At 33.0% G+C, this 22,098-nt stretch carries 19 protein-coding genes; 12 read left to right on the forward strand and 7 right to left on the reverse strand.

What is annotated here, in order from left to right:
• Window positions 1-140: 140 nt before the first annotated feature.
• Window positions 141-1,139 (reverse strand): NADP-dependent oxidoreductase, encoded by a 999-nt coding sequence (locus AC22L0_RS19325; protein ID WP_000646441.1) that lies wholly within the window; start codon window positions 1,137-1,139, stop codon window positions 141-143.
• Between the two features lie 18 nt (window positions 1,140-1,157).
• A complete protein-coding gene (locus AC22L0_RS19330) occupies window positions 1,158-1,502 on the reverse strand; it encodes an ArsR/SmtB family transcription factor (RefSeq protein ID WP_000571870.1) in 345 nt (114 codons plus the stop codon).
• Window positions 1,503-1,593: 91 nt separating this feature from the next.
• Between AC22L0_RS19330 and AC22L0_RS19335 the strand changes: the two genes are divergently transcribed.
• The 3 genes from AC22L0_RS19335 to AC22L0_RS19345 all read left to right on the forward strand — a co-directional run bounded on the left by AC22L0_RS19335 (window position 1,594) and on the right by AC22L0_RS19345 (window position 4,968).
• Window positions 1,594-1,725 carry a hypothetical protein gene (locus AC22L0_RS19335; RefSeq protein WP_001227549.1) on the forward strand — a complete coding sequence of 44 codons (132 nt, stop codon included), beginning with the start codon at window positions 1,594-1,596 and terminating at the stop codon, window positions 1,723-1,725.
• 287 nt (window positions 1,726-2,012) lie between these two features.
• A complete protein-coding gene (locus tag AC22L0_RS19340) occupies window positions 2,013-3,632 on the forward strand; it encodes an FAD-dependent oxidoreductase (protein WP_000841674.1) in 1,620 nt (539 codons plus the stop codon).
• A gap of 391 nt (window positions 3,633-4,023) precedes the next feature.
• Window positions 4,024-4,968, forward strand: coding sequence for a glycerophosphodiester phosphodiesterase (locus tag AC22L0_RS19345; protein WP_001226340.1), 945 nt, complete (start codon window positions 4,024-4,026; stop codon window positions 4,966-4,968).
• A 38-nt stretch (window positions 4,969-5,006) separates the two neighbouring features.
• Here AC22L0_RS19345 and AC22L0_RS19350 read toward each other — a convergent pair whose 3' ends face one another.
• The gene (locus tag AC22L0_RS19350; protein ID WP_087875628.1) at window positions 5,007-5,516 is read right to left on the reverse strand and encodes a DUF3916 domain-containing protein; all 510 of its coding nucleotides are present in this window, start codon (window positions 5,514-5,516) and stop codon (window positions 5,007-5,009) included.
• A complete protein-coding gene (locus AC22L0_RS19355) occupies window positions 5,509-6,360 on the reverse strand; it encodes a LysR family transcriptional regulator (RefSeq protein ID WP_087875627.1) in 852 nt (283 codons plus the stop codon). The genes AC22L0_RS19350 and AC22L0_RS19355 overlap by 8 nt, the downstream gene beginning before the upstream one ends.
• 86 nt (window positions 6,361-6,446) lie before the next feature.
• Here AC22L0_RS19355 and AC22L0_RS19360 point away from each other — a divergent pair, with 86 nt between their 5' ends.
• On the forward strand, window positions 6,447-7,676 hold the full coding sequence (locus AC22L0_RS19360) for an MFS transporter (RefSeq protein ID WP_002000388.1): 1,230 nt from the start codon (window positions 6,447-6,449) through the stop codon (window positions 7,674-7,676).
• Window positions 7,677-7,786: 110 nt separating this feature from the next.
• Here the strand turns inward: AC22L0_RS19360 and AC22L0_RS19365 are convergent, their stop codons facing one another.
• Window positions 7,787-8,017, reverse strand: a complete 231-nt coding sequence (locus AC22L0_RS19365; protein WP_087875626.1) for a hypothetical protein — start codon at window positions 8,015-8,017, stop codon at window positions 7,787-7,789.
• A 257-nt stretch (window positions 8,018-8,274) separates the two neighbouring features.
• Here AC22L0_RS19365 and AC22L0_RS19370 point away from each other — a divergent pair, with 257 nt between their 5' ends.
• From AC22L0_RS19370 to AC22L0_RS19390, 5 genes are all read left to right on the forward strand, one after another.
• Window positions 8,275-9,402 carry a serine hydrolase domain-containing protein gene (locus tag AC22L0_RS19370; RefSeq protein WP_000915165.1) on the forward strand — a complete coding sequence of 376 codons (1,128 nt, stop codon included), beginning with the start codon at window positions 8,275-8,277 and terminating at the stop codon, window positions 9,400-9,402.
• 391 nt (window positions 9,403-9,793) lie between these two features.
• Window positions 9,794-10,951 carry an agmatine deiminase family protein gene (locus tag AC22L0_RS19375; RefSeq protein WP_000709177.1) on the forward strand — a complete coding sequence of 386 codons (1,158 nt, stop codon included), beginning with the start codon at window positions 9,794-9,796 and terminating at the stop codon, window positions 10,949-10,951.
• A 567-nt stretch (window positions 10,952-11,518) separates the two neighbouring features.
• Entirely contained in the window at window positions 11,519-12,496 is a 978-nt protein-coding gene (locus AC22L0_RS19380; RefSeq protein ID WP_016111440.1) for an agmatine deiminase family protein, read from the forward strand.
• A gap of 42 nt (window positions 12,497-12,538) precedes the next feature.
• A complete protein-coding gene (locus AC22L0_RS19385) occupies window positions 12,539-13,360 on the forward strand; it encodes a MerR family transcriptional regulator (RefSeq protein WP_000287985.1) in 822 nt (273 codons plus the stop codon).
• 189 nt (window positions 13,361-13,549) lie between these two features.
• Window positions 13,550-14,596: an agmatine deiminase family protein gene (locus AC22L0_RS19390; protein WP_087965035.1), complete on the forward strand. Its 1,047-nt coding sequence runs from the start codon at window positions 13,550-13,552 to the stop codon at window positions 14,594-14,596.
• Between the two features lie 46 nt (window positions 14,597-14,642).
• Here the strand turns inward: AC22L0_RS19390 and pepF are convergent, their stop codons facing one another.
• Together pepF and AC22L0_RS19400 are read right to left on the reverse strand one after the other, a co-directional pair.
• Window positions 14,643-16,430 carry an oligoendopeptidase F gene (pepF, locus tag AC22L0_RS19395; RefSeq protein ID WP_000137545.1) on the reverse strand — a complete coding sequence of 596 codons (1,788 nt, stop codon included), beginning with the start codon at window positions 16,428-16,430 and terminating at the stop codon, window positions 14,643-14,645.
• A gap of 117 nt (window positions 16,431-16,547) precedes the next feature.
• The gene (locus AC22L0_RS19400; protein WP_087965033.1) at window positions 16,548-17,339 is read right to left on the reverse strand and encodes an arylamine N-acetyltransferase family protein; all 792 of its coding nucleotides are present in this window, start codon (window positions 17,337-17,339) and stop codon (window positions 16,548-16,550) included.
• Window positions 17,340-17,542: 203 nt separating this feature from the next.
• On the opposite strand from AC22L0_RS19400, the gene amyS reads away from it, so the two are divergent.
• The 3 genes from amyS to AC22L0_RS19415 all read left to right on the forward strand — a co-directional run bounded on the left by amyS (window position 17,543) and on the right by AC22L0_RS19415 (window position 22,042).
• Window positions 17,543-19,084 carry an alpha-amylase gene (amyS, locus tag AC22L0_RS19405; protein WP_087965031.1) on the forward strand — a complete coding sequence of 514 codons (1,542 nt, stop codon included), beginning with the start codon at window positions 17,543-17,545 and terminating at the stop codon, window positions 19,082-19,084.
• 525 nt (window positions 19,085-19,609) lie between these two features.
• Window positions 19,610-21,511, forward strand: a complete 1,902-nt coding sequence (locus tag AC22L0_RS19410) for an endonuclease MutS2 (RefSeq protein WP_001095188.1) — start codon at window positions 19,610-19,612, stop codon at window positions 21,509-21,511.
• A gap of 6 nt (window positions 21,512-21,517) precedes the next feature.
• Complete coding sequence (locus AC22L0_RS19415) at window positions 21,518-22,042, forward strand: GNAT family N-acetyltransferase (RefSeq protein WP_000256464.1); 525 nt, start codon at window positions 21,518-21,520, stop codon at window positions 22,040-22,042.
• Window positions 22,043-22,098 lie beyond the last annotated feature (56 nt).

Below are 22,098 nucleotides of genomic sequence, written 5' to 3' on the forward strand. Positions count from 1 at the left end.
TACGTATGTATTCTTTGTAAAGTTAACTAAAAGTATAATATAATATTTCCCCTTGCAATCTATTGTAAGGACTTCATTGCACTATGTCTATTTAACAGCAAATTTAAAACCTCCATTTTAAGAAAATGGAGGTTTTATTATTATTTAATTTTTACAATTATTTTTCCTTTTGCTCTTCCAGACTCTGAATATTCCATTGCTTTTTGCGCATCTTCAAAAGGGAAGACTCGATCAATTACCGGTTTGATTTTTCCGGCTTCAATATAGTTTGCAATAGTACGTAATTGATCTCCGCTTGGCTTCATAAATAAAAATGAATATTGAGCATTATGCTTTTTTTCAAGTGCAGTAAGTTTTTTGCTGGCTAATGAAAATAAGAGAGTTTTAAAGAATCCTGAACCAAATTCTTTACCGAAGCGAGCATTCGGCATACCTGAAACGGAAACAATGTTTCCTCCGCTTTTTATAATATTGAATGATTTTTCAAGTGTTGCACCGCCGATTGTATCAAATACCGCATCATAATTTTGTAGTATATCTTCAAATTTTTCTGTTTTGTAATTAATAATTTCATCTGCGCCAAGAGACGTTACTAAATTTGCACCAGCTTCACTAGCAGTCGTTGTAACAATGGCACCCATTATTTTTGCTAACTGAATTGCGAAAGTACCAACACCACCGGATCCAGCGTGAATTAAAATCTTTTGACCTTTTTGTAATTGCATGATGTCATGTAATGCTTGATATGATGTTAAGCCAACGAGTGGAATCGAAGCCGCTTCCTCAAAACTTAGATTTTTTGGTTTTAAAGCAATATCATCTTCATGAATGGCTATATACTCCGCGAAAGTACCAATCTTATTTTTTCTTGGACGAGCATATATTTCATCACCGACTTTAAAACGAGTCACTTTTGATCCAACCTTCGTGATGACACCGGAAAAGTCATTCCCAAGGATTAGAGGCATTTCATATTTCAGTAACATTTTAACTTTTCCATCACGTATTTTAAAATCAATTGGGTTAATACTAGCTGCATGAATTTCTGCGAGCACTTCATACTCATTAATTTCAGGAGTAGGTACCTCTGCCATACGCATTGGGACTTTTCCATATCTATCAATTATCATTGCTTTCATTTCTTATACCTCCAAGTTTTAATAAAAGTTTTGCAATAGCTTCTCAATATCTAATACAAGATTTTTTAATAAACCTAATTTTGTACGTATATCAATATAATAAAAATTCTTTGTACCTTCTTTTCTCATTAAAATAATGCCAGCTTCTCGTAAAATCTTAAGGTGATGTGATACTGCTGGACGGGAAAGGTGTGTTTGCTTCGTAATTTCTCCTACACGTAATCCGGTTTGACATTCCGTTTCCATTAGCACTAATAAAATAGCTTGACGTGTTTCATCACCAATTGCCAATAATACTTTTTGAGAATCAATAAAATCTTTTTTTATAATATTTAATTGTTCTTGTTTATTCATTTCAATCACTTTGCCTCCAGGTAATTAGTCGAAAGGTTTAAGATGATGAACCATTACTTCGATACGGTAATGCTACATGATTGTTGCATGAGGTGCAATATTGAGAAAGAAAATCGAGACGAATGAATTTTTTATTGTTGAAAATTATAGGGAGATAGAAAAGGGATTGGAAGGATTACATAACACAATAGATGAAGTTTTAAAAACAAAAAATGATGTAACAATAAAATAAGCGGTCGTAACCTTGTATAATCCATAAGGTTACGACCGCTTATAATGTTTGTATTATTTTTGATTTTTACGATAGAACATGGTTCAACGTAAAGTACATTCTTTTGTTTTACACTTTCATACAGACACAATTCAGGTGGATTATAGATGTATGAAAAGGTAAAAGGAATTTTGGGGCGTAATCTATTTATATGATAATTCAAAATGAAATATAAGTCTATATTTTAATGTTTTTTTTGATTATATTTATGTCACTGAGCTCAGAACAATGATGTGGAGGGTAAATATATGAAATCGAATTATGTACCAGTTTTAATTGTTGGAGGGGGATTATCTGGGTTAGCGTCTGCGTTATTTCTTGCAAAACATAATATTGAGTACTTACTTATTGAAAGGCATCCGTCTACTGCCATTCATCCGAAAGCAGGCGGTCTTACTTTACGTACAATGGAGTTATTTCGAGAATTAGGCTTGGAAAAAAGAATTAAATTGGCAGGTAAAGCATTAGAGAACTGCAGAGGAAGAATAGCGGTTCATACAATAGCTGAGGCGAATAAAGAAGAATTGGAACAAATGAGAGCGACGCAATACGGAAACGATGAAGAGTTACTTCAAAAAATAGAAAAGATTAGTCCATCAAAACAAACTGCGTGTTATCAAATTATTTTAGAAGAGATGATGTTACAAGAAGCGAAAACATTAGGCGAGCAACTATCTTTTTATCATGAATTAGTTTCATTTGAACAAAATGAAAACGGGGTAAAAGCAACGATTCGAAATCGTGAAACAGAAAAAGAAAGTGTCATACATTGTGACTATGTAATTGCAGCGGATGGAGCGAAAAGTAAAATACGTGAGCAGTTAGGGATTAAAACTGAGGGTCGTGGAACCATTGGTGGCTATTATATGAATATTTATTTTGAAGCTGATTTAAGTGAGTTTATACAAGGAGATGCATTCGGTTTTTCGATGGTACTTCATCCGGAGGTTCTTGGTGCACTTATCCCGGTTGATAACGTAAAAAAATGGATTTATCATGTAGCCTACGATCCATTAAAAGGAGAGGGGCTAGAGGACTTCACTATAGAACGTTGTAAACAAATTATTCAAATAGCAATTGGAAGTACAAATGTTGAATCAAAAATATTAAGTGTTTTACCGTGGGAAGCCGCTGAAAGTACAGCGGTGAAATTTCAAGGAAATCGAACCTTTTTAGTTGGCGATTCTGCACATATTATGCCGCCAACAGGAGGATTTGGTTCAAATACAGGAATACAAGATGCGCACAATCTAGCTTGGAAATTAGCGGCTGTTATAAAAGGGAAGGCAAAACCAAAATTGTTAGAAACATATCATGAGGAGAGACACTCTGTTGCAAAATTAACGACAGCTTATGCAAGTAGTTTACTGTTTCGTGCTGCGAATAGAGAGGAAGGCAGTTTGAATAATATGGATGGTTTAGCTGTTACAGTTGGATATCAGTATTGTTCAGAGGCGATTATAGATGATTCAGTCACTCCGCATAGAATGGATAGCATAGAGTTGAACGGAAGACCTGGAACGCGAGCGCCACATTTATGGGGAACGTATGAGGGGAAGAAAGTTTCTACATTAGACTTATTCGGTAACAGTTTTGTATTACTTACAGGAGTAGAAAATAGTTCTTGGGCTGAGGCAGCACATGCTGTTTCAGCTAAATTAGGAATACATCTAAAAGGGTATCGTGTTGGCTTAAGTGGAGACTTTATTGTTCCAGAAGATATTTTTAGCAAATTATATGGTATAGAGAATGGAGGTGCTGTATTAATTAGACCAGATGGCTTTATCGGATGGCGTTCGGAAAAAACGGTAGTAAATCCAGATATAGTATTGGAAGAGGTAATGAGAAATTTATTATGTGATTTTTAAGTAACTACAGAAATATTGTTTTATGTACTTCACTGTACTGAAAAAAATATTCACAAATTTCAATAGGTTTGATATGATTAAATTCGACAAGTTAATAGAGGCCGGAGATATTTGAGAAAAGCCATAAATTTATTTAGGGATACAGGAGTGTATTCTAAATAATTTATGGCTTTTTTTATTGAATGAACCGTACAAAATAGGGAGTTACATGTGAAAAGGAGGGCTATAGAAATTAAATAGGATAATACTAGTTTTCTATATTAATAATATAGAAAACATTTGTAAGATTGGAATTTTAATATAGGTTTATAAAAATAATGAAAGTGTGTCTTCTATTTCGTGTAAATCTCATTAGCTTGTTGAAATTTGCAACGTAGGAAGGGTTTGAAGGATGAGAAAGATTATTAGCGTTTTAGTTATTTTCTTTATGACAGGAAGCATCTTTGCTGGGGGAGCTGTTCATGCGAAAGCAGAAGGAAAGCATGAATGGAATACGAATAAGTTTTTAAATATTGCACATCGCGGAGCAAGTGGACATGCACCTGAGCATACTTTTGCTTCTTATGATCTAGTGAAAAAAATGAAAGCGGATTATTTAGAGTTAGATATTCAATTAACAAAGGATGGCCAATTAATTGCAATGCATGATACAGCAGTTGATCGCACTACAAATGGAACAGGCGAAGTACGAGATAAAACGTTAAGCGAAATAAAGAGTTTAGATGCTGGATCATGGTTTAATAAAGCGTATCCAGAAAAGGCTAAGCAAGAGTATGTTGGGCAAAAGGTTCCAACTCTTGAAGAAATCTTCCAAAAGTATGGAAGAAGTATGAAGTATTATATTGAAACAAAATCACCAGATGTGTATCCAGGAATGGAAGAGAAATTGTTGGCGTTGTTACAAAAATATAATTTAGTAGGCCAAAACATGTCTTCTAGCCGTGTTATGATTCAATCATTTAGTAAAGATAGTTTGAAAAAGATTCATAGTATGAATGAAAATATTCCGTTAGTTCAATTGCTTTGGTATTATCCAAATGAAAACAATGAAATTGTTGAATGGTCTGGTATTACACATGAACCGAAAAGTGTAACAAATGATGATTTTCAAGAAATTAAAAAGTATGCAGCTGGTATTGGACCAAACTTACGTAATGATAACGGAGAACTAATTATTGATGAGTCATATATGAAAATGGCTAGGAAAAATGGACTGTTAATTCACCCTTATACAATTAATGAGAAACCCGATATGAGACTGTTAATCAAATGGGGTGCTACAGGAATGTTTACAAATTATCCGGATCGATTACATAGTGTATTAAAGGAAAAATAAGTGGAAAAGGGTATACCAGTGTTTTAGGTATACCCTTTTTAATTTAACTCCCCGATAAACGTAATCTCTTTTTCATAGCATTCATCTGCATCATAAATAATTTCTTGAAAGTGAAGCGTTTTGAAGGAATGACAAACTGAAATTTCCCATGTCTCCCAAAAATCAATTTCATTTGAAAGAAGAATCCATTTTTGAAATTCACTATCTCTATTAAAGAAATTATGAAAGTAGTCCTCATTTTTAAATATAATGATTTGCGAATCCCACAAATTATTTATAGAAATCAAAACAACAACTCGATATGTATGTGTATCGCTCGGTTTCATATTTATTAAATGATTTGCTTGATTTAATAAGGTTTGAATACATAATCGTTTTACTTTTCTAGGCGTTTTACAAGAATCGATAAAAGCTTGAGAAACTGGTAAAGGCATATTCCAGTATTCATCGTTATAGAAAGTAGAAGGGAACATTTTTGTATGTTCCTCAATTCGCTTTATCATAGTGTTTGTTTTTCGTTTCATACCACGTATTTTCTTTTCACGCATTGTGATTCATCTCCATAAATTTTTGTAATGCAGCAGAGTGATATATATCTTTTCTAGTAATAAAAGTAGTAGGAACTTTTTTGAAGCTATTTGGTAAAGGATTGAATGATATGTCATGTTTATGACCATTTAAAATAGACTTCATCATAATTGCTATGCCCATACCTGATTTTACACATGCGAGTATCGCTTCAATTGTTCCAAACTCAAATACTCGCTTAGGTGAAATTCCTTCTTCTTGAAGCCAATCTTCTAATAAATTTCTATAATAGCACCCGTGACTAAATGCAAGTAAATTCATGTCTCCTATGTCTTTAAAGGAAGATAAAGGCTTTTTGCTAATGAGAACTAATTCTTCTTCACGAAATATATTTGTATGAAGTTCAGCATGCTGAGTAGAGCCAGCTATAAACGCTCCGTCCAGTTTTCGTTCTAGTACAAGCCTAATTAATTGTTCCGTCGTATTTGATTCTAAAATTAATTCGACTTTTGGGTATTTCTCATAATAGGCCATTAATATAGATGGAAGTCTTACAGCGGTTGTAGATTCTGTACATCCAATTTTTAAAGTGCCTCTTGGTTCGATCCCATTACTTTGAACTGCTTTAACAGATTGATCCATTAAGTGGATAATTTGTTTGGCGTATGTTAATAAAATCTCACCGTTAGAAGTTAAAGTTACACCTTTTCCGTTTCGATAAAATAAAGGCACACCTAATTCGTTTTCTAGTTGTTTCATACGCATTGTTACGCCAGACTGTACATAGTTTAAATTTTTAGCTGCATGAGATATGTTTTTTTCTTTCGCAACTTCGTAAAATACAGTTAAATCTTTTATATCCAAGTATCATCCCTCCAGAAAAGGTATCATTTTTTTTGATGGATTACATGATAAATCTTTATTTTATATGATATCAGAACTTTCATACAATGGAAGGGGATGGAGGGATTATTGTGTTAATGGAAGAAAGGGTGAATAGTACTTATAAGTGGGTTATGTTAATTTTTGCGACGGTTGCTCAAACAACAGCGACACTTATAACGTATGGTGTTGGAGCGTTTGCTTTATTTTGGAAAGAAGAATATGCACTTACGAATACGGAGATTGGATTGTTAGTAAGTGTTGTAAATATAGGACCGCTATTTTGTATGCTTTTTGTCGGGCGGCTACTTGATCAATACAATGAAAAGTTGTTAATTTCGATAAGTTCATTTTTACTAGGAAGTTCGTTTTTACTGACTAATATGGTCAATGGATTTAATGGGTTACTCTTTGTACTTTTATTAGTAGGAACGTTTTATAGTGTTTCGCAGCCAGGAGGAAGTAAGGTGATAATGAAGTGGTTCTCAAAAGAAAATCGCGGGTTAGCGATGGGGATTAGACAAGCCGGTATACCGATTGGTGGTACATTAGCGGGAGTATTGATCCCGTTTCTTACAATAAAATATAATATGGCCTATGCGGTAAATAGCATTGCATGTATTTGTATAATTGGAGGGTTTTTATTTTTTATATTTTATAAGGAACCATATATTCAAGAGAAAGTTAAACAAGAACGTAGTAAACTTTCTTTTTGGATGCAGTTAAAAGAAGTGATGTGTAAAAAAGAATTGTATGCAATTTATATAACTGGCATTTGTATGATTTCATTGCAAATGGTGTTAGTTGCACACTTTATAAAATTTTTAGTATTGGAACAATCAATCACGCCAATTTTAGCTGGAAAAGTATTTTCCGTTATGTTCTTTTCTGGAATGGTTGGTAGGGTTATATTAGCAGCTACTAGTGATTTGTTTTATAAGGGAAATCGGCGTACCCTCTTATTTATAACTGTTTGTATTTCTATTTTCTTCATTCTAATATTAGTAATGAGCATACATACAATAACGAATGTATTGTATGGTGTAAGTGCATTGTTAGGGTTCTTTTCAATTGGATGGTTTAGTCTTTTTATAACTGAAGTTGCGGAATCAGCAAGTGAAGAATCGGTAGGGATGACAGTGAGTTTTGCACTTACATTAAATCAAATTGCTATTATTGCTGCGCCTGCTTTATTTGGTTATATTGTAGATAAGAAGGGATATACGTATGCGTGGTTATGCATAGTTGTATTACTAACTATTTCAGCGGTTAGCTTATATAGGAAGTATAGAAAATGAAGGAATGTTAGCAATGTAAATTTTTTATGAAGAAAGTCTAAAGAAATGTTGAATGAGCGACATTTCTTTTTTTATTTGTTGTATAATCAAAATGTAAATGAGATTCGTTTTCAATTTCGTTCATTACCTCTTTTGAAATTACCTGTAATTTTAGCCATAATTAGCTGTTTTTCTTTATTGTTATTTGCATGATTTATTTTATTTAAAAATTTTTCAGCATCATTTCCTTTTAATGCCATAATCTGTTTTCTGTAATATTCAATTAATAACATGTTATTTTTTGTTATCCGATAATGAAACATCTTATCATCTAAACAATTGCGTTTATCGGTGTTTTTCATATTACATCTCCATTCTTTTTAGTATGTAACAAATGTTACAAAAGAATTTGAAATTATATTGTAATGCATCCGATTGTATGTTGGAAATTTTGCGAGAAAGAAATACAATAGAGAGTAGTCAAAATTGAAAGTGAGAAAAAGGAATCTAGTTTTAACAGAGTGAATATTAAATAATATTATAATATACTTGATAATTAAAAGATATAAAATAGAATGGATGTACGTTAAGTGAAACTAGATAAAAGAGGGCTCCTAGTATGTTAAAGAAATGGTTAATCATTTTCTTTATTTTTGCTGTTTTTTGTGGAAGTGTTGTTACACTAATACATGCAAATAAAGGAAAAAAATATGATGCAAAGGCATTTTCTAATGTAAATAGTAAGCAAAAAGATGTTAAGCAGGAAATTGATGCGAATGAGAAAAAGCGTTATGAAATTGCAGCTGGAAAACTAGATCAGTACTTAAAAGATAAAGGATTTAATGGGAGTGTTCTTGTAGCAAGTAAAGGTCATGTCATTTTACGAAAAGGCTACGGTTATGCGAATGTGAAAGATCAAGTACTAACAACGCCAAGAACGAAATATCGCATTGGCTCTATTACGAAAACAGTTGTTGCAATATCTATTATGCAACTAAAAGAAAAAGGGAAGTTGAACATTGAAGACAATGTAAATAAATATATCCCATCGTTTCCAGCAGATAAAAACATTACGTTACGAAACTTGTTAACACATACGTCTGGATTACCAGAACAGGGACAAGGTAGTGTTGACGCAGCATCACGGTTAAAATTAGTAACGTGGATTGGGGCACAAACGTTACAATTTCCAGCAGGGACAGGATGGAAATATACAGATTATAATTATATGGTGCTTGCATATATTGTAGAAAAAATATCAAATAAACCACTTGCTGAATATGTGAAAGAAAATATTTTGAATCCTGTTGAAATGCATGAATCTGGAATGGGCGCAACACTCCCAGAAGATATTTTCTTAGCAGAAGGGTATACGAAAAAAGATAATAAGTTAATAGCCACACCTCGCTTAAAAATGAACTGGCTGTATGGTTGTGGTGAAATGTATACGACTGTTGAAGATATGAAAAAGTTAGATGAAGCTATTATGGATGGTAAACTACTTTCTAAACAAAGTGTATCAGATATGTTTTCTGCATCACCTGCAAGAAAATATGGATTTAGTTTCTATATTTACCCAGATTATTATCATAACCACGGTGTATTAGCTGGCTGGAACACTTTTAATAATTTTAACTGGGATAAACGAACGTTTGTCATATTATTTTCTAACGTCCAAAATGGTATGAATGATGCATTTAATCAAGAATTTAGGAAAATGGCGAATGATTTAATAGAAGGAAAATAATTATAAAAAATCGGTATTGATATGGAATTATCAATACCGATTTTTTTATTTTGTAAATTGTTACTTACTGAATAAAGTGAAACTTTAATCAGTGGAGAGGCTTTGTTCATCCACCACTGAGTAGAAGCCCTCATCAATCGGGCTTTTACGGGCAACAGGGCCCCACTTAAATTCTTTGCTTCCGCTGAATTTTGAGGTGGGGGTCTTACTGCCCATAAATAACGGGATAAATAGGTAAGAAAGGCGATTGGCATTTGAATAAATCTAAATAGGTAGTTAAATGTTAAGTAATGCAAAGAACAATTGGTAATTTTTACATTGATAAAAAAGCTTGAGCTTCACACTATGTGAAGCTTTACATTATTGGAGACAAGAACAGGAGGTTGAAAAAATGAAAAAAGCAATAAAGTTTTGTTTAATAGCTACATTATCTACAACGATTATTAGTGGATGCTCTTTTGAGGGGAACAATGAAAATGTTAAAGGGAAAGAAGGGGAAAAAGTAGAGGTACAGAAAAATGCTGGGAAATATACGATGCCAGATGAAAAAGATAAACATGAAGGTACATGGCTGCAATGGCCACATGAATACACATATGGTGAAGAGTATAAGAAGGAAGTTGAACCTATTTGGGTTAAGATGGCAAGTGCTTTAACTGAGGGTGAGAAAGTCCACATTGTTGCATATGACCAGGAAGAAAAAGAAAGAATCAATAACCTTTTAACAGATGAAGGGTTAAATATGGAGAAGATTGATTTCTTTATCGCGCCTACTGATGATGTATGGGCAAGGGACAGTGGACCAATTTTTATTTATGACAGCAATAAAAATCTCAAAATATTAGATCCAGCATTTAATGGTTGGGGGAAGAAAACACCGTATAAAAATGATGCTCAAATACGTAAAAATGTTAGTAAACAATCAGGAATTGAAAGAGTTGATTGGGGAAAATTTGTCCTTGAAGGCGGCGCAATTGAATTAGACAGCAATGGGACTGCTTTATTAACTCGAAGTGCGGTGACGAATAAAAATAGAAATCCTGATTTATCAGAAAAGGAAATTGAAAAATATATAAGTGACCTTGGGGTATCAAACTTTATTTGGTTAGACGGAGTACCTAATTTAGATATTACGGACTTTCATATTGATGGATTTGCTAAATTCCATAATAAATCTACCATTGTAACGATGAAAGAAGATGACCTAGCCGAATGGGGTTTATCTAATAAAGATATGGATACATTGTTAGATGCAAAAAATGCTTCAGGACAGAAATATAAGTATGAATACTTGCCGCTTAGTAAAGAAAAGGTTGCTTTAGAAAATGGAAAAACTCTCGATTATAAGGGGTCATATATCAATTATTATATCGGAAATACAGTTGTATTAGTGCCTAATTATAATGATCCGAATGATAAAATCGCAAACGATACGATTCAGAAGTTATACCCAGGTCATAAAGTAGTCGGTATTGATGTGAGAGAGTTGTATAAAAACGGCGGTATGATTCATTGTGTGACACAACAACAACCCATTGCATTGAAGTAATTGATTGTAATTTCGTTGTTCTGCTATATAGACAAAATAGGTGGAATCTTATTACCTATTTTGTCGTTCCTTATTATTTATAATGATAAAATTTTAATGTAATGATAAATAAATTATAGTGTATATTCGCTTTTCGTTTTATATGGTAAAGGAGAAAAATGTTTGTGTTAAAGAATTTTAAAATAGTTTTTTCGTATTTCCCTATCGTTTTACAGTACATTTTAAATGTAGCTTTAATTTGCTTAGGGGTTGTTCTAAGTGTGTTTCTTATGAAAGAAGTCATTCAGTTTATACAAGAACTGAAATTGGATGGTAATGAATCGAGTTATCATTTAATCATTTATTGTTGTTTTAAAATATGGTATTTAAAAAACTTGTCAAGAGTCAATTTAAGGCTTAACGTCAGCCTTATATTTTTTATATAAATATATAATATTTCTCCATGCTATAATCCATTCATAAAATGTACATGTTGCATGAGTTGTAACGACAAAAGACATAAAATTAGGAATAGTTGACTTTGTAAAATCAGTTATGTAACTACTATTAAAAAGTGAGGTAAATAATATGGAACAAAAACATAATGGCATTATTTTTACTGCAATACCAGACGAATCAAATGAATATTATCAACCATTTTATGAAGACTTGATTTACTTTAATGAATGTTTAAATGAAAAGAAATCAATTGCGGATCAACTTATATCTTTATCTGTTGAAGAACAAGACTTTCATACGAGCTGTTTTGAGTATGATGATATTTGGCTAAGAGATGTTGCACCGGTTGTCACAAATCATCTAGTTAAATTTAAATATCGACCAAATTATTTGCCAAATGATCAAGGGCGATATTTAGATCAACAATTTAATAAATGGTTGAAAAAGAATGACTTTGAATATGTAAAATCCCCATTAATATTAGATGGTGGTAATCTTATTTGGAATAAAAAAGATACTGTAATATTAACAGAACGCATATTTGATGATAACGATGATTGGACAGAAGAGGAAATTATTGAGCAGTTAGAATGGGATTTAGATGTGAGCCGAGTTATTATTATTCCTGCTGAGGAAGGGGATGTACTAGCACACGCAGACGGAATGGTTAAATTTATTGATGAACATACAATGTTTATTAGTGATTTTTTAGGGGATCATGAATTTAGATATAGTGTTCAAGAGATTATTAAAGAACAAATGCCAAAAGCTGAATTTATAGTTGTTCCTTCATCATATACAGAGAAAGGACAATATGATCAAGAGATAGCATCGGCAAAAGGGTTGTATATAAATATGTTAGAATCATGTGATGCTCTTTATGTTCCTAAGTTTGGACTAGCTAAAGATGAGGAAGTTTTACGATATATTCAACAGTATACGGAGAAACAAGTTATTCAAATTCATGTAGGAGAAATATCAACAATGGGAGGCGCGATGAATTGTTTAACGTGGTATTGTCCAAGTCATTTGTTACCTTCGAAAATGAGAAGATTGAAAAATCAGAATGAAAATTTTTCAATGAAGAAGATTTTTGATTGGTTTTAATAAATAAGTAATGAAAAGAAAATATATTCAAGGAGTATTGATATGTATACCATCGCTGAGTTTTCTCGGATTTGTAAAATGAGTACGCGGATGTTAAGACATTATGACAAAGAGGAGATATTAAAACCGGCATATGTGAATCCGGTTAATGGGTATAGGTATTATGAACAAGAGCAGCTGGAAGTAGCATTGAAAATAAAAAAGCTAAGGGAGTATAAATTTCCTCTTCCAAAAATTAAAATTGTTTTGCAGTCATCGGATCAAGATTCGTTTGTTCAACATATACAATCACAAATTATCGAGTTGTCTCAGGAAGTGAAGCAAAATTTACAGGTTATTTCAGAAATGAATGAAATGGTAATGGTGAATAGTAGTCTAAATATTGCACGCCATAGAAGTTACGATATATTAATGGGAATGAGTAACGAAGTAACGTTAATTACTCAAAGAGTAAAAATAGATATAGATGATATGGATGATTATTTTTATGACTTATATGAAGAGGTACAAAAAAATAACTTTCAAATAGTCGGTTCTCCATCTGCAGTCTTTTATGATGAAGAATATATTCCGAGTAACAGTGATATTGAGTTAAGAATTCCGGTTATGCAGGGGAATGATGATGACGTAGCGCAAGAGTATGAAATGAAACAACTAAGTCCACATCATATCGTTACTACTATGCATTATGGAAGTTACGACTATATAGGTTACGCTTATATAGCGTTAGAAGAATGGATTGAAAGAAATGGGTATGTAATAATTAATTCGCCATATGAGGTTTATATAAAGGGACCTGAATGTGATTGTTTAGCAGAAGAGTATGTGACACAAATTTGTTTTTTAGTTATGAAAATAGAATGAGAATAAGGATTGATATTAACATTATGTCAATCCTTATTCTATGTATGAAAGCAATTTATCATAATAAAAAGGAGAAATAAAGAATCACCTTATAAAGTTGCTCTACAAGTAAATGAAGATATTCCTGTTGACCTTAACACGATGTCAAAGTATAGACTGTACGTACATTCATATAAGGGGTGAACACGTATGAGAAATATAGAAAATAGTTTGTTTTATATGCCTGCGGAATGGGAGAAACATGAAGGTACATGGCTCCAATGGCCACATGATAAAGCACATAGAGGTGAAGGTTACAGAGCTAAGTTAGATGATATTTGGATATCGATGGCAAAGGAGCTTCACTATGGAGAAAATGTCCATATTGTTGTATGTGATGAAGAAGAGAAAATACATGTCCAATCGAAGTTAATTGTAGCTAACGTGAATATGGATAAAATTGATTTCTTAATTCAAGAAACTGATGATATTTGGATACGAGATAACGGACCAATTTTTGTAACGGATAAGGAAGGGAATCGCTGCCTAACGCACTGGATATTTAATGGTTGGGGAAATAAATATCCGTACGAAAAAGACGCTAATATTCCGAATAAAATAAGTGAAATGTATCGTATTCCAAAAGTTGAATCTAGTGTCTGTCTAGAGGGTGGGGGAATTGAGATAAACGGAAACGGGACCTTAATGGCGGCGAAAACGTCTATTATAAATGAAAATAGAAATCCCACACTAAGTCAGAAAGAAATTGAAATGGAGTTAACGAAATATTTAGGAGTAACAAATTTTATATGGATAACTGGTATACGCGGAGAAGATAATTATGATGAAGATACGGATTATTATATTGATGGCGCGGCACGGTTTGTAAATGAAAATACGATACTGTATGAATATGATCCTTTCGATGAAGGAGAGCCATACCTTTTGGAGGCGTACGAAAAGCATTATCAAGAATTGCGGCAAGCGAAAAATATAGATGGAAAGCCATTTCAGCTCATTCCAGTACCAGTAACAAGAAAAGTGGTAAAAGAAGCAGATTGTAAAGGATCGTACTTAAATTTTTACATTGGTAATGAAGTTGTATTGGTACCTATATACGGTGATGAACATGATAAATTAGGGCTTCAAATCATTGAAGGTCAATTTCCAGGGAGAAGAATTGTCGGTATATATGTTAACGAATTGTATGCATACGGTGGTATGATTCATTGTGTGACGCAGCAGCATATAGAATAGAGTAATTCAAATAAAAAGCATGCAGAGCATATACTCTGCATGCTTTTTATAATGTTGAAAACTCCTCAACAAGTTGAGTGAATTGTTTTAATGCACTTTCAATCGGTTCTGGCGTTGTTAAATCGACGCCAGCTTTTTTCAATAAGTTTAATGGGTAGTCTGAACTTCCGCCTTTAAGGAATTCAATATAATTTTTCTGAGCATCCGGATCACGGCTTAATAGTTTATCAGCGATTTGAATGGCAGATGCGAATCCAGTTGCATATTTGTATACGTAAAACGGGCGATAGAAATGAGGGATTCTAGCCCATCCGTATTTTACTTCTTCATCAAATACAAGTGAATCACCGTTATATTCTTTAAATAGCTTTTCATAAATTTCACTGAAGACTTGTGCATGTAATGGTTTACCTTGTTCAGCCATTTCATGTGTGATTTTTTCAAATTCTGCAAACATAATTTGTGTAAAGAAAGTACCTTTAAATTTCTCAATAAAATGGTTAACTAAATGGTTACGCACGTTCGTATCTTTTGCTTCTTTTAATAAATAGTGAATTAATAACACTTCATTTACTGTAGAAGCGACTTCTGCGACAAAGATAGAATAATGTGCAGAAATTCTTGGTTGGTATCCATGTGAATAGTGCGTATGCATACCGTGACCGCATTCATGAGTAAGAGTGAACAGGCTGTTTAAATCATCGTGATGATTTAAAAGAATGAAAGGATGAACGCCGTATACACCAAAGTTATAAGCACCAGAACGTTTCCCTGGTGTTTCTCTTACGTCTATATATCTTTTATCTTTAAAACTTTTTAATGTCTCAATATATTCTTCTCCTAAAGGAGCTAGTGATGCAATCATAATGTCAAATGCTTCACTATATGGGATGTCTTGTTTTGCACCTTCTACTAAATCGACGCCTAAGTCGTATTGTCTTAGTTCATCTACGTTTAATTTTTCTTTTCGAATTTCATTGTATGTATGTAATGTTTGAATGTTTTTTTTCGTTGTATCAATTAGGTTTTCATATACTTCTTTCGGAACCATATCGCCAAATAATGATTTCTCTAGCGCTGATGGATAGTTTCTTAATTTCGAAACAGTAACATTATTTTTAATAGCAGCGGATAAAGTAGATGCGATGGAATTCTTTAACTGAACATATGGTTTGTAATATGCTTTATAAGCTTCTTTACGCTTTTCACGATTCGTATCTTCTATTAACTTTGCATACATTCCGCGTGTTAAGTTCACTTTTTCTCCATCGTCAGTCGTCACTTCACCAAATAATATATCTGCATTATTTAACATACCAAATGTGTGCTGTGGAGAAGAAAGAGCTTCACCCATTTGTGATAAAATTTCTTCTTGGTCCTTATTTAATACGTGTTTTTTATAACGGTATAATTCAAATAAGTCTTCTTTATAATATTGTAAGCCTTCTGTTTCTTCTATGTAAGAATGTAATGTGTTTTCGTCTATGCTAAGTAAGAAGGGGGAAAAGAAAGATTTCGCTGCACTTACTTTCACGTGTAATTGTGATACTTTATCGACAAGAGATTGCGCGTCAGTATCGCGTGTATCAAGGTCAGATTGTAATCGTGCATAAGCGAACATTAAAGATATTATGCTAGAAACTTCTTCACTCTTCGTTAAATAAGCTAATAAACTATTGCCATCGTGAATATTTCCATTAAACTCGTGTAATTCCTTCGTTAATACTTCAATTTTATGAAAATCACTTTCCCAATCTTCAATTGTATGGTAAATGTCTGTTAAATCCCATTTTTCTATATCAGCTACTTGTAATCGATCTTTAAGTTCTGTCATAATCATTTCCTTTCTAAACATGTAGTTATATTTCTATATAACTATGAAATACAACAAATTGCAAAAAATCCCTGCTGAAAATTGAAAAGCCCTGCTGAAATAACAAGGCTTACTTACTTATAGTGTAATTCCGAATTTTGAATGTAAAAGGTTTGTATATTGCATGTCTGTAACGGTTTCTTTCGTTTTTTTACCATTTTTTGCTACTGTAAGGCTATCTTTCGTTAAAGAGGCATGCCCATCTTCAGTTAGTTTTACAATAAGAGGTACTTTATTAAAGGGTGATCCTTCATGTTCAACGATAATTTTTTGTGCTGTATTTGCTTTTTCTTCATCCACTTCTTCTATATAAAATGCATAGCCTAACGTCCAATCATCAGCAGAAGATTGATCCAAGAACTCATTGTTTTTCCGCATCTCTAAAATGTAGTTTCCCTTTTCGGTCATTTCTTTACGAATACGATAATCTCCTGTAATAGAGTGAATGACTTCACCTGAGAAAGAGACAGGGGCAAGAGGTAAGTATGATCCGAATCCTACTTCAATTAAATAAAGTTCATTATGATGTGTTAAAACGGTTGCGATATGGCCAGAATCAACAGCCCATATGGAGTTTGCAGCGTTATAAACTGTTCCTGAAACGAGATGAACATCGAATCCAGAATCTTTCAGGAAGTAATACATAGTAGGGTTGAGTTCATAACAAAGACCGCCACGGTTATTTACTAAAATTTTCTCTTTCAAATTTTCTTTTGATATTTCTTTAAAATTCTTTTCGAGAATATTTAAGTTTTCAAAAGGAACAGTTTGTGCCATTGCGTACATAATGTTAGATAAATCTTCAAATGAAACTGTGTCTTTTTCTTCTATATGTAATCGTGCGAAAAATTGTTTTTGAAAGTCTGTCATCGAAATCCCTCCGTTATGCTTTTATAGGTAAATTGTAAACAATCTTGAATAGGATGTGAAATTAAAACTACGTTGAATATTTGAAATTAGATTAAAAATAATATGAGAGAGTGAGAGATTGCTACTTTACTAACGGTGGGACGAATATTATAATAATTCTGATAAACTATGCAAACGCTTTCTTGGAAGGGGATGGTGTACAGATGTTTAAAAGAATAACAATAGTCGGATTGTCAGTTGTTATGTTTTTACCTAGTATATATGGGGGGAGTAAAGCATATGCAGATACAGTTAACAATGGAACGTTAATGCAGTATTTTGAGTGGTATGCTCCGAATGATGGAGATCATTGGAATCGTTTGCGTACTGATGCTGAAAATTTAGCGCAAAAAGGAATTACATCTGTTTGGATACCACCTGCATATAAAGGAACTACGCAAAATGACGTAGGATATGGAGCATATGATTTATATGATTTGGGGGAATTCAATCAAAAGGGAACAGTGCGGACGAAATATGGGACGAAAGCACAATTGAAGTCTGCAATTGACGCTTTACATAAGAAAAACATCAATGTATACGGTGATGTAGTTATGAATCATAAAGGTGGGGCTGATTATACAGAAACTGTCACAGCAGTTGAGGTAGACCCGAGCAATCGGAATATTGAAGTATCAGGTGATTATGAAATTAGTGCGTGGACGGGATTTAACTTTCCAGGGCGTGGAGATTCTTATTCTAATTTCAAATGGAAATGGTATCATTTTGATGGAACGGATTGGGATGAAGGAAGGAAATTAAACCGAATTTATAAATTTAGGGGCATAGGTAAAGCATGGGACTGGGAAGTGTCTAGCGAGAATGGGAATTATGATTATTTGATGTATGCGGATCTTGATTTTGATCATCCAGATGTTGCGAATGAAATGAAAAAATGGGGAACGTGGTATGCGAATGAATTAAATTTAGATGGTTTTCGTTTAGATGCTGTTAAACATATTGATCATGAATACTTGCGCGATTGGGTAAATCACGTTAGACAGCAAACAGGGAAAGAAATGTTTACAGTAGCTGAATATTGGCAAAATGATATCCAGACTTTAAATAATTATTTAGCGAAGGTTAATTATAATCAATCTGTGTTCGATGCACCACTTCATTATAATTTTCATTATGCTTCAACAGGAAATGGAAATTATGATATGAGAAATATTTTAAAAGGAACGGTAGTTGCGAATCATCCTACACTTGCGGTTACTCTAGTTGAAAATCATGATTCACAGCCTGGTCAGTCATTGGAATCTGTAGTGAGCCCTTGGTTCAAGCCGCTGGCATATGCATTTATTTTAACGCGTGCAGAGGGGTATCCTTCTGTTTTCTATGGTGATTACTATGGTACAAAAGGAAATAGTAACTATGAAATTCCAGCGTTAAAGGATAAAATTGATCCGATTTTGACGGCACGAAAAAACTTTGCATATGGTACGCAGCGTGATTATTTTGATCATCCAGATGTGATTGGCTGGACAAGAGAAGGTGATAGTGTACATGCTAATTCTGGTTTAGCAACATTAATCTCTGATGGACCAGGAGGGTCAAAGTGGATGGATGTTGGGAAGAATAACGCAGGTGAAGTATGGTACGATATTACGGGTAATCAAACAAATACTGTAACAATTAATAAGGATGGTTGGGGACAATTCCAAGTAAGTGGAGGATCAGTTTCCATATATGTTCAGCAGTAATTTGGTGATGAAAAAGAAGAGGTAGACTGAAATATAAGTTTTCCTCTTCCTTTTTACATTCTGTATAGTTATAAAAGTATGACACCTTTACTTCTCACGTAACATATAGTATGATGATTTCAATAAATTAGATTTCAATGACTATAATATAAATTAATGAGAGGTGCTTTTTGTGAGTGCGGTAGGTATTAAATAGGAAAAATTTAATGAAATAAATCGGATAAGACCAGGGGATTTTTATGTACATCATACCCCTAATTTTGTCATGCCTTTATTTCAAAACCTATGAAGATACCTACAATACTTTATAAAGCGTGTAATAAGGGACTGCCATCTATTTTTTATGGCTTATTTCCTCATATGTTATTACAAATGCCTTGTAAATGTAAAAGCTGCGGTATCCCCGCAGCTTTTTTGTATATATTTTTATTGTATAATTATGGAATTTTATATATGACTCATTGGAATCTAATGAGTAGGTATCTTCATTTATGATAAAAATCAATCATAGTGAGGAGAAACAAAATGAATACGATGACTTTTGAAAAGCTACAATATAACGAATTAAAGGATATAGTGAAATCTTATTGTGTAAGTGGATTAGGTAAGGAATTATTAAACAAATTAGAGCCGAGTACGAGTATAAAAGTAGTGAGAAATCGGTTGAATGAAACGACAGAAGCACGAGCTATATTAGATGCAGAAGGGCATGTTCCTTTCTTCGGCATTTCTAATATTGCTAGTACAATTCAAAAATTAGAAAAAGGGATGATTTTAGATCCAGAAGAATTAGTCAGTGTTTCAGACTTTTTACGCGGATGTAGAAAGATTAAAAAGTTTATGTTAGATAAAGAATTTTTTGCACCAGTATTAGCTTCTTATGCAAATTCAATGACTGAATATAAAAGTATTGAAGAGGAAATTAACTTTTCAATTAAAGGAAATAGTATTGATGCAGCTGCAAGTAAAGAGTTAAAACGAATTCGAAATAATATCGATTCTGTAGATGGGAAAATAAAAGAACGTTTAACGAAGTTTTTAAATAGTAGTGCAAATAAGAAATTCATTCAGGAATTCTTTATTAGTAAAAAGGATGACCGTTATACGATTCCAATTAAATCTTCCTATAAAAACCAAGTTGCTGGAAGTATTATTGAAGCCTCGGCAAAAGGTTCTACTGTATTTATAGAACCACATACGGTTACGAAATTGAATGCGGAACTAGCGGGTTTGAAAGCAGAAGAAGCGGTTGAAGAATATCAAATTTTAGCGACTTTATCAGGAATGGTGTTAGAAAACATTTATAGTATAAAGATTAATATGGAGCTAATTAGTCAGTATGATATGGTATTTGCAAAAGCGAAGTTTAGTAAATCGATTGATGGAATAGAACCGAAGTTAAATGATCATGGCTACATTCATTTAGTGAATTGTAAGCATCCGCTTTTAACAGGGCAAGTTGTACCCTTAAATTTTAAAATTGGTCAAGAGTATCGTAGTTTAATTATTACAGGGCCGAATGCGGGCGGAAAGACAATTGTGTTAAAAACGATTGGATTGTTAACATTAGCTACAATGTCAGGTCTTCATATTGCAGGAGATAAAGGTACAGAAATCGCTATTTTTGAAAATGTATTTGTAGATATTGGTGATAATCAAAGTATCGAAAACGCATTAAGTACATTTTCATCTCATATGAAAAATCTTTCTGAGATTATGAGGATGTCAAATAATAATACGTTACTTTTATTTGATGAAATAGGAAGCGGTACAGAACCGAATGAAGGTGCAGCACTTGCAATATCTATTTTAGAAGAGTTGTACCTTACGGGATGTATTACCGTTGCGAGTACGCATTACGGAGAAATTAAACGATTCTCAGAAATGCACGATGACTTTATGAATGCAGCGATGCAGTTTAATAGTGAAACGCTAGAGCCGCTTTATAAATTAGTTATCGGAAAATCAGGAGAAAGTAATGCACTTTGGATTGCGAATAAAATGAGCGTAAAAGAACATGTGCTGAAAAGAGCGAAAGAGTACATGGGAAATAAAGAATACGCTTTAGAAAAAGTGAATGAAAGTAAAATTAGAAAACCGAAATTTGTACAAGAAAAAAGAGAATTTCATTATGAGTACAAAATCGGCGATCGTGTGAATTTATTAGATTATGATGATTTTGGTATCATCTATAAGGAAAAAGATAATTTTTATAACGTCGTTGTATATTATAACGGTGAATTCGTTGAAGTAAATGTAAAACGTATTACTTTAGAGGTAGCAGCGAAGGAGTTATATCCAGAGGGATACGATTTAAATACACTATTTGTCGATTATAAAGAGAGAAAAATGCAACACGATATTGAGCGCGGATCGAAAAAAGCACTTCGTAAAATTCAAAAAGAAATAAGAAAGAATAGAGGATAAGTTAAAATGGTAACGATTAGACAAGAACAAAAAAATGATTATAGAAAAACAGAAGAAGTTGTAAAAGAAGCATTTTTACATGAAGAGTTTAGTGATAAAAAGGAACATGAACTTGTAAAACGTATTAGAGAGTGTGACGCATTTATTCCAGAGTTATCAATCGTTGCAGTAGATGAGGAAATAGTCGGTCACATTATGTTATCTAAAATTGCGATAGAACAAGATGGAACTTCTGTAGAATCGTTAGCACTTGCACCAGTTTCAGTTGCTAGGGGCCATCAGAAGAAAGGAATTGGTGGAAAACTGATTACGGCTGCTTTAGAAAAAGCGAAACAACTTGGATACGGATCAGTTGTAGTATTAGGACATCCAGAGTACTACCCGAAATTTGGTTTTAAGAAAGCAAGTGAGTGGAATGTAAAAGCACTGTTTGAAGTGCCTGAAGAGGTATTTATGATAATGGAATTAACAGAAAATTCTCTTCGAGGTGTAGAAGGAATTGTACAATATTCGAGTGCTTTTGCTGAATAGGAGTACCAGTTAAGAAATGTAATCATAAAAGATGCTATCTTTTTGTATGGATATAC

It is taken from the genome of Bacillus sp. LQ01 (assembly GCF_057624735.1).